This is a genomic window from Paracoccus sp. (in: a-proteobacteria), assembly GCF_030536915.1.
In the GTDB taxonomy this organism is placed as follows: Bacteria; Pseudomonadota; Alphaproteobacteria; order Rhodobacterales; family Rhodobacteraceae; genus Paracoccus.
Window position 1 is genome coordinate 134,605 of record NZ_JAUNPC010000001.1, and the last position, 6,603, is coordinate 141,207.

The 6,603-nt window shown below is 68.4% G+C and carries 9 protein-coding genes and 1 pseudogene; 6 read left to right on the forward strand and 4 right to left on the reverse strand.

Annotated elements, in window-relative coordinates:
- Positions 1–91: 91 nt before the first annotated feature.
- The 3 genes from Q4F04_RS00665 to purH all read right to left on the reverse strand — a co-directional run bounded on the left by Q4F04_RS00665 (position 92) and on the right by purH (position 2,898).
- Entirely contained in the window at positions 92–607 is a 516-nt protein-coding gene (locus Q4F04_RS00665) for a DUF3035 domain-containing protein (RefSeq protein WP_303367901.1), read from the reverse strand.
- A 30-nt stretch (positions 608–637) separates the two neighbouring features.
- Positions 638–1,177 carry a signal peptidase II gene (lspA, locus tag Q4F04_RS00670; RefSeq protein WP_303367920.1) on the reverse strand — a complete coding sequence of 180 codons (540 nt, stop codon included), beginning with the start codon at positions 1,175–1,177 and terminating at the stop codon, positions 638–640.
- Between the two features lie 137 nt (positions 1,178–1,314).
- Positions 1,315–2,898 carry a bifunctional phosphoribosylaminoimidazolecarboxamide formyltransferase/IMP cyclohydrolase gene (gene purH / locus Q4F04_RS00675; protein WP_303367902.1) on the reverse strand — a complete coding sequence of 528 codons (1,584 nt, stop codon included), beginning with the start codon at positions 2,896–2,898 and terminating at the stop codon, positions 1,315–1,317.
- A gap of 111 nt (positions 2,899–3,009) precedes the next feature.
- On the opposite strand from purH, the gene Q4F04_RS00680 reads away from it, so the two are divergent.
- From Q4F04_RS00680 to Q4F04_RS00705, 6 genes are all read left to right on the forward strand, one after another.
- Complete coding sequence (locus tag Q4F04_RS00680; RefSeq protein WP_303367921.1) at positions 3,010–3,462, forward strand: GAF domain-containing protein; 453 nt, start codon at positions 3,010–3,012, stop codon at positions 3,460–3,462.
- Between the two features lie 28 nt (positions 3,463–3,490).
- Complete coding sequence (locus tag Q4F04_RS00685) at positions 3,491–3,835, forward strand: GFA family protein (RefSeq protein ID WP_303367903.1); 345 nt, start codon at positions 3,491–3,493, stop codon at positions 3,833–3,835.
- The gene (locus tag Q4F04_RS00690; RefSeq protein WP_303367904.1) at positions 3,832–4,221 is read left to right on the forward strand and encodes a GFA family protein; all 390 of its coding nucleotides are present in this window, start codon (positions 3,832–3,834) and stop codon (positions 4,219–4,221) included. Before Q4F04_RS00685 ends, Q4F04_RS00690 begins: the two co-directional genes overlap by 4 nt.
- On the forward strand, positions 4,218–4,844 hold the full coding sequence (locus tag Q4F04_RS00695; RefSeq protein ID WP_303367905.1) for a LysE family translocator: 627 nt from the start codon (positions 4,218–4,220) through the stop codon (positions 4,842–4,844). Before Q4F04_RS00690 ends, Q4F04_RS00695 begins: the two co-directional genes overlap by 4 nt.
- Before the next feature lie 9 nt (positions 4,845–4,853).
- Positions 4,854–5,501, forward strand: a complete 648-nt coding sequence (locus tag Q4F04_RS00700) for an RluA family pseudouridine synthase (RefSeq protein WP_303367906.1) — start codon at positions 4,854–4,856, stop codon at positions 5,499–5,501.
- Between the two features lie 107 nt (positions 5,502–5,608).
- On the forward strand, positions 5,609–6,169 hold the full coding sequence (locus tag Q4F04_RS00705) for a lipocalin family protein (RefSeq protein WP_303367907.1): 561 nt from the start codon (positions 5,609–5,611) through the stop codon (positions 6,167–6,169).
- A 76-nt stretch (positions 6,170–6,245) separates the two neighbouring features.
- Here Q4F04_RS00705 and Q4F04_RS00710 read toward each other — a convergent pair.
- Positions 6,246–6,603: pseudogene (locus Q4F04_RS00710) on the reverse strand (S49 family peptidase); the annotation flags it as partial.

Genomic DNA, 6,603 nt, shown 5'->3' on the forward strand with positions numbered 1-6,603 from the left:
CGGGGGGGGCGCCGCGGCGGAGGCCGCCCCCGCGCCGGGGGGCGCGCCCCCCCCCCCCGCGGTTATTTGGCCGCCGAAAGACGAGGCCCGTTCAGCGTGTCCCGGCCGCAGGCGGCGCCGTCGGCACCTGCGCGCCGGTGCGGCGCCAGCGTTCCAGTTCAGCCTGGCTGTCCAGCGTCTGCGGCGCATAGGCGCGGCCGTAGACATTGGTGCCGGCCAGCACCTCCAGCGGGCGGCGGCCGCGGCGGGCGCGGAGCGCCTGGTCCTCGGCCGCCACGACCTGCCGCACGCCGGGCGTCACGCCTGCCCGCGCGGCATGGGCGACCAGCGCCGCGTCGCCCGCGCCGATGCCCTGCCGGGCCAGGTGGTCGGGATCTCCGCCTAGCGCGGCGATGGCGTCGCCTTCCGGGTTCGGGTCGGTCAGGTTCGCGCCGCCGGGCGTGGGCGCCGGCAACTGCGCAAGATCGGGGGGCATCTGCAGGGGCCGGGTGGGGACGATGGCAAATTCCTCCGGCCCGTCGTCCGAGGCCGTCAGGTTCATCAGCCGGCCGTCGTTCTCGCAGGCCGCGAGCGCGAGGACCGAGAGAGTCAGCAGAAGAACCCGCATGGCACCACCCTGGAAAGCGTCGCCGCCCTTCTAGCGCGTCTTGCCGGTGCCGTCACGGTTCTTGTCGCGGGACTTGGCGGGTTCCGGCCCGGGCGGCGGGCCGGGCTGGAAGACCAGCCCCAGCGCCCCCGCGAAGATCGCGATGTCGGCCACGTTGAAGCTGTAGGGGTTGCGCCAGCCGGGCAGCGACATGTTCAGGAAATCCGCGACCGCGCCATAGGCCACCCGGTCGATCACGTTCCCCAGCGCCCCGCCGATCAGCAATCCCGCCGCGACCTGCGCCAGCTTTCCGGGCCGCACCCGGACCAGCCACACGGCCACCCAGGCGCAGATCACTACGGCGACTGCGATCAGCACCCAGCGCATCACCTCGACATCCGAGGAGAACAGCCCGAAGTTCACCCCCTGGTTCCAGGCCATACGCAGGTTCAGCCAGGGGTCGATCACGTCGATGGCCTGCACCTCGACCAAGTTCATTGCCTGCACCACGATCCATTTCGTCAGCTGGTCGAGGGCGAGGATGATCAGCGCCGTACCCGCCGCCCACCAGAGGCTGGTCTTCGGCGGCAGAGGCGGCGGTTCGGACTTGCGCCGGCGCTTGGGCGCGGTCCCGGCGGGCCGCGAGGGCTTGGGGGCGGCCTCGCCATCCGGCGCGGCAAGCTTGGCGCGCGGCTTCTTCGGCTTCGGGGCTTCGGCGTCGTCGCTCATCAGTGGCGGAAGTGGCGCTGTCCGGTGAAGACCATGGCGAGGCCGAGGCGGTCCGCCGCCGCGATCACCTCGTCGTCGCGCATGGACCCGCCGGGCTGGATCACGGCGCGGGCGCCGGCTGCGGCCAGCGCCTCGATCCCGTCGGCGAAGGGGAAGAAGGCGTCCGAGGCCACCGCCGCGCCCTCGGTCAGCGGCCCGGAAAGGCCCAGCGCCTCGGCCATGTCCTCGGACTTGCGCCGCCCGATGCGGGTCGAATCGACCCGGCTCATCTGGCCCGCGCCGATGCCGACGGTGGCGCGGTCCTTCGCATAGACGATGGCGTTCGACTTGACGTGCTTGGCAACGGTCCACGCAAACATGAGGTCGGCAAGCTCCGCTTCGGAGGGCTGGCGCTGCGTCGCCACGCGCAGGTCGGCCTGGGTCACATGGCCGTTGTCGCGGGTCTGGACCAGGAAGCCGCCCGCGACCTGCCGGAAGGTCAGCCCGCCCGCACGCGCATCCGGCAACCCGCCCGTAGTCAGCAGGCGCAGGTTCTTCTTGGCGGCGAAGATTTCGCGGGCCTCGTCACAGGCTTCGGGGGCGATGACGACCTCGGTGAAGATCTCGGTGATGGCGCGGGCGGTCGCGGCGTCCAGCCGCCCGTTCAGCGCGACGATCCCCCCGAAGGCCGAGGTGCGGTCGCAATCGAAGGCGCGGCGGTAGGCGTCCTCCAGCGTTTCCGCGCGGGCCACGCCGCAGGGGTTGGCGTGCTTGATGATGGCGACGGCGGGGCCTTCGGTGAACTCGGCCACCAGTTCAAAGGCCGCGTCGGTGTCGTTGATGTTGTTGTAGCTGAGTTCCTTGCCTTGCCACTGGCGGGCCGTCGCCACGCCGGGGCGGCTCGATCCGTCGGTGTAGAAGGCGGCAGCCTGGTGCGGGTTCTCGCCATAGCGCAGCGGCTGCGCCAGCGTCCCCGCGAAGGCGCGGCGGCGCGGGGTGTCCTCGCCAATGGCAGCCGCCATCCAGGTGGACACGGCCGCGTCATAGGCAGCGGTGCGGGCATAGGCCGCCTGCGCCATCCGCTTGCGGAAGGGCAGGGTCGTCGCGCCCCCGCCCGCGTCCAGTTCCGTCAGCACGGCGTCGTAGTCCTGCACGTCCACGACGGTCGTCACGAAGGCATGGTTCTTGGCCGCAGCCCGGATCATCGCCGGGCCGCCGATGTCAATGTTCTCGATGCAGTCACCGTAGGCCGCGCCCTTCGCCACCGTCTCCTCGAAGGGGTAGAGGTTGACCACCAACAGGTCGATGGGCGCGATCCCGTGCGCCTCCATGCTGGCGCGGTGGTCGGGGTTGTCGCGCAGCGCCAGAAGGCCGCCGTGGACCGCCGGATGCAGCGTCTTGACCCGGCCGTCCATCATCTCGGGGAAGCCGGTGACCTCCGCCACGTCGCGCACCTCAAGTCCCGCGTCGCGCAGCGCCTTTGCGGTGCCGCCGGTGGAGAGCAACTCGACCCCGCGCGAGGCCAGCGCCCGGGCGAACTCAACAAGCCCCTCCTTGTCCGAGACGGAGATCAGCGCGCGGCGCAGGTCGATGCGGTCGGTCATGGGACAGGCCTTCAGCGGCGGAAGAATCGCGCCGTCCCTAGCGTCACGGGCCGCGACAGTCCAGCGCGCCGCCCCTTTTCCGCCGAAGGGCGCGGCTGTAGCGTGGCGCGCATGACAGATTACACCGCCCTTTCCGCCCGAATCCGCGCCCTCACCGAAGGCGAGACCGATGAGATCGCCCTCATGGCCACCATCGCCTGCGAGCTGCACCGGGCCTCCGACCGCTTCGATTGGACAGGCTTCTACCGCGTGACCGGGCCGGAGATGCTGAAGATCGGCCCCTACCAGGGCGGCCACGGCTGCCTGGTGATCCCCTTCTCGCGCGGGGTCTGCGGGGCCGCGGCCCGCACCCGGCAGACGCAGCTTGTCCCCGATGTCGAGGCCTTTCCGGGCCATATCGCCTGCTCCTCCTCGACCCGGTCCGAAATCGTGGTGCCGGTGATCGGCGCGGATGACCGGCTGATCGGCGTGCTGGACATAGACAGCGACCGGCCGGATGCGTTCACTGAAGCCGATGCCCAGGCGCTGGAAGGGATGATGCGCGATGTCTTCGGAAGGCTCTGAGATCAGCGGCGCCTGCCTCTGCGGCGCTGTGACTTTCACAGGCAGGCTGACTTCCGAGCCGGTGGGCGCCTGCCATTGCTCGCAATGCCGCCGCTGGAGCGGCCATTTCTGGGCCGGCGCCGAGTTGCGCGACCCGGTGATCGAGGGCGATGACCTGCGCTGGTTCCGGTCCTCGGACGAGGCCGAGCGCGGCTTCTGCGCCACCTGCGGATCGTCGCTGTTCTGGCGCGAGACCGGCTCGGGCCGCACGGCCGTCTCGGCGGGCGCGGTCACGCCACCCACAGGGCTGCGGCTGGAAGGACATATCTATGTCGCCGACAAGGGTGACTATTACGACATCACCGACGGCTTGCCGCAGCAGGCGCAGTCATGACCACACGCCACGCCCGCTGCCTCTGCGGCGCCATCCGGGTCACGATCCGGGGCGATCTGGACGACATCGCCGCCTGCCATTGCAGCCAGTGCCGCCGCTGGTCCGGCCATGTCTGGGCCGCCGTTCCCGTCCCCGACGACCGGCTTGAGATCGAGGGCGAGGATCACGTCCGCTGGTTCAAGTCCTCGGACAAGGCCGAGCGGGGATTTTGCGACACCTGCGGCAGTTCCATCTTCTGGCGCGCCTTCGGCCGGGGGGAAACCGACGTGGCGCTGGGCTGCATCGAGCCGCCCACTGGCCTGCGCCTGCAGCGCCACATCTGGACGGGTGACAAGGGCGACTATTACGACATCGCGGACGGCGTGCCGCAGGAGGAACGGCAATGATCTGGGACACGCTGGGCAACATCCCCATGGCGCAGCTTCTGGCCTTCGTCTCGGGCGGGCTGGTGCTGAACGCGGCACCCGGACAGGACGTGTTCTTCGCCACCGCCTCGGGCATCCAGGGCGGGCCGAGGGTCGGGGCGCTGGCGGGCTTGGGCGTCGGCCTTGGTGTCCTGTTCCACGTCACCCTGACGACCCTGGGCCTTGGCGCGGTGATCGCCGCCCATCCCGAGGCCCTGTCGGCGATCAAGTGGATCGGTGCGGGCTACCTGCTGTATCTGGCATGGAAGGCCTGGACCGCGCCCGCGCCGGACCCCTCGGCGCGGATGGTGGTGCGCTCGCGCGACGTGATCCGGCGGGGGGCGCTGTCGAACATCCTCAACCCCAAGCCGGTGCTGTTCCTGCTGGCCTTCCTGCCGCAGTTCACCAGCCCCGCGCATGGGCCGGTCTGGCACCAGCTTCTGGGCCTCGGGCTGATCTTCACCTTTACCGCGACCCTGATAACAATGGCTTACGGGATGGCGGCGGGTTGGCTGGGGATGCGGCTGGCAGGAAGGCTGGGCCTTCTCAACCGGATCGCGGCGGTGATGTTCGCGGGGCTGGCGGTGCGGCTGGTGGCCCGCTAAGCCGAGGCCATGAGCTTCACCTATCAGCCGACCGCCGAACAGCCCCGCCTGATCCACCACGACGACCAGATCCTGGTGGTGGAAAAGCCTGCCGGGCTGCTGTCGGTGCCGGGGCGCGGTGAGGACCGCGCCGACTGCCTCATCAACCGGCTGCGCGGGGCCTTTCCGACCGTGCTGCTGGTGCACCGGCTGGATCTGGACACCTCAGGCATCATGGTCTTCGGCCTGACGCCCTTTGCCCAGAAGCACCTCGGCCAGCAGTTCGAGCGGCGGCAGGTGAAAAAGGCTTATGTTGCAAGGCTCTGGAACCGGCTGGAACCCAAGGAGGGCCGGGTGGACCTGCCGCTGATCGTGGACTGGCCGAACCGCCCCCGGCAGAAGGTGGATCACGAAACGGGCCGCCCGGCGCAGACCGACTGGCGGGTGATCCGCGCAAGCGCCGAGGAAACCCGCGTCCGGCTTTACCCGCTGACCGGGCGCAGCCACCAGTTGCGGGTGCACATGGCGAGCCTCGGGCATCCGATCCTGGGCGATCCGCTTTATGCGAGTGGCGCGGCGGCCGACCACCCCCGGCTGATGCTGCATGCCGAGTCGCTGCGGCTGCGGCACCCCGACAGCAACGTGACGTTGAGCTTCTCGGCGCCGCCGCCCTTCTGATCCCTCACGGGCCATGCACGACCGATGCACATCCGATGCACGGGTGATGCAGACGCAACCCTTCCGCCCCCTCGGGGCGTTGGACCCCGATCCAAGGAGGTTCACCCATGCGTATCCGCACCATCGCCGCCGGGCTTGCCGCCCTTGCCGCCCTGTCCGCCTGTTCCCGCGCGATCATGACCCGCGTGCCGCAGGGCATCGAGCCCGTCTCGGGTTTCGACGCCCGGCTCTACATGGGCCGCTGGTACGAGATCGCCCGCCTTGACCACCGCTTCGAGCGCGGCATGAGCGACGTGACCGCCGACTACGCGCTGAACGAGGACGGCAGCGTGCGGGTGGTCAACAGTGGCATCCGCAACGGCCGCCGGAAGTCCATCGAGGGCACCGCCCGCTTCAAGGGCGACCCGGATGTGGCGAGCCTCGCCGTCAGCTTCTTCCCCGGCTTCCCCGGCGGCTACCACGTCTTCGCGCTGGACGAGGGCTACCAATGGGCGATGATCTCGGGCCCGGACCGGGGGTATCTGTGGATTCTGGCGAGGCAGCCGGGGATGGAGGAGGAGCTTTACCGGCAGCTCGTCGGGATCGCGGAGGACCGGGGGTTCCCGGTGGAGGGGTTGATCCGGGTGGCGCATGGGGAGGGTAAAAGAAGTCCTAAAAGAAAACTATAACCCGACATAGTTCGGATCTATGTCGGGTTATAATATTAGCACTTTGAGTCCGGCGCTGAGTCTGCGCTATCTGAGTTCAAGACTCGGAAACATTCCAGCTAGTTCCATTTGAATTCTCTATGAACTTAATTGAACTTAGCCTTGAAAAGGATGCAACATAGCCATGATGAACACTTAGCACTGCTTCTTGAAGGTCTTGCGAGCTCTCTAGATCCTCAATGACCAGTCCAAACTCCTTGCATTTGTCGCGAAGGAAGTGGTGTCCGTGCTCTGACGTTTCTTTTATGTTTGTGAGATGGTCTACTGTTGCCTGCGCAGTAGCTTCTGCATCAGTCTGCCCTGCAAACATGTTTCCAACCAGCCAAGACTTAACCATTTTCTTGGTTCCGTCTATAGAGCGCTGGCAATCTGTAATAAAAACAGGCCTGTACTTT

Excerpts from the sequence above, each read along its gene's own strand:
- Q4F04_RS00665 (WP_303367901.1), bottom strand. The coding sequence starts at position 607 with ATGCGGGTTCTTCTGCTGACTCTCTCGGTCCTCGCGCTCGCGGCCTGC.
- Q4F04_RS00690 (WP_303367904.1), top strand. The coding sequence starts at position 3,832 with ATGACCACACGCCACGCCCGCTGCCTCTGCGGCGCCATCCGGGTCACG.
- Q4F04_RS00705 (WP_303367907.1), top strand. The coding sequence starts at position 5,609 with ATGCGTATCCGCACCATCGCCGCCGGGCTTGCCGCCCTTGCCGCCCTG.
- Q4F04_RS00695 (WP_303367905.1), top strand. The coding sequence starts at position 4,218 with ATGATCTGGGACACGCTGGGCAACATCCCCATGGCGCAGCTTCTGGCC.
- purH (WP_303367902.1), bottom strand. The coding sequence starts at position 2,898 with ATGACCGACCGCATCGACCTGCGCCGCGCGCTGATCTCCGTCTCGGAC.
- Q4F04_RS00680 (WP_303367921.1), top strand. The coding sequence starts at position 3,010 with ATGACAGATTACACCGCCCTTTCCGCCCGAATCCGCGCCCTCACCGAA.
- Q4F04_RS00700 (WP_303367906.1), top strand. The coding sequence starts at position 4,854 with ATGAGCTTCACCTATCAGCCGACCGCCGAACAGCCCCGCCTGATCCAC.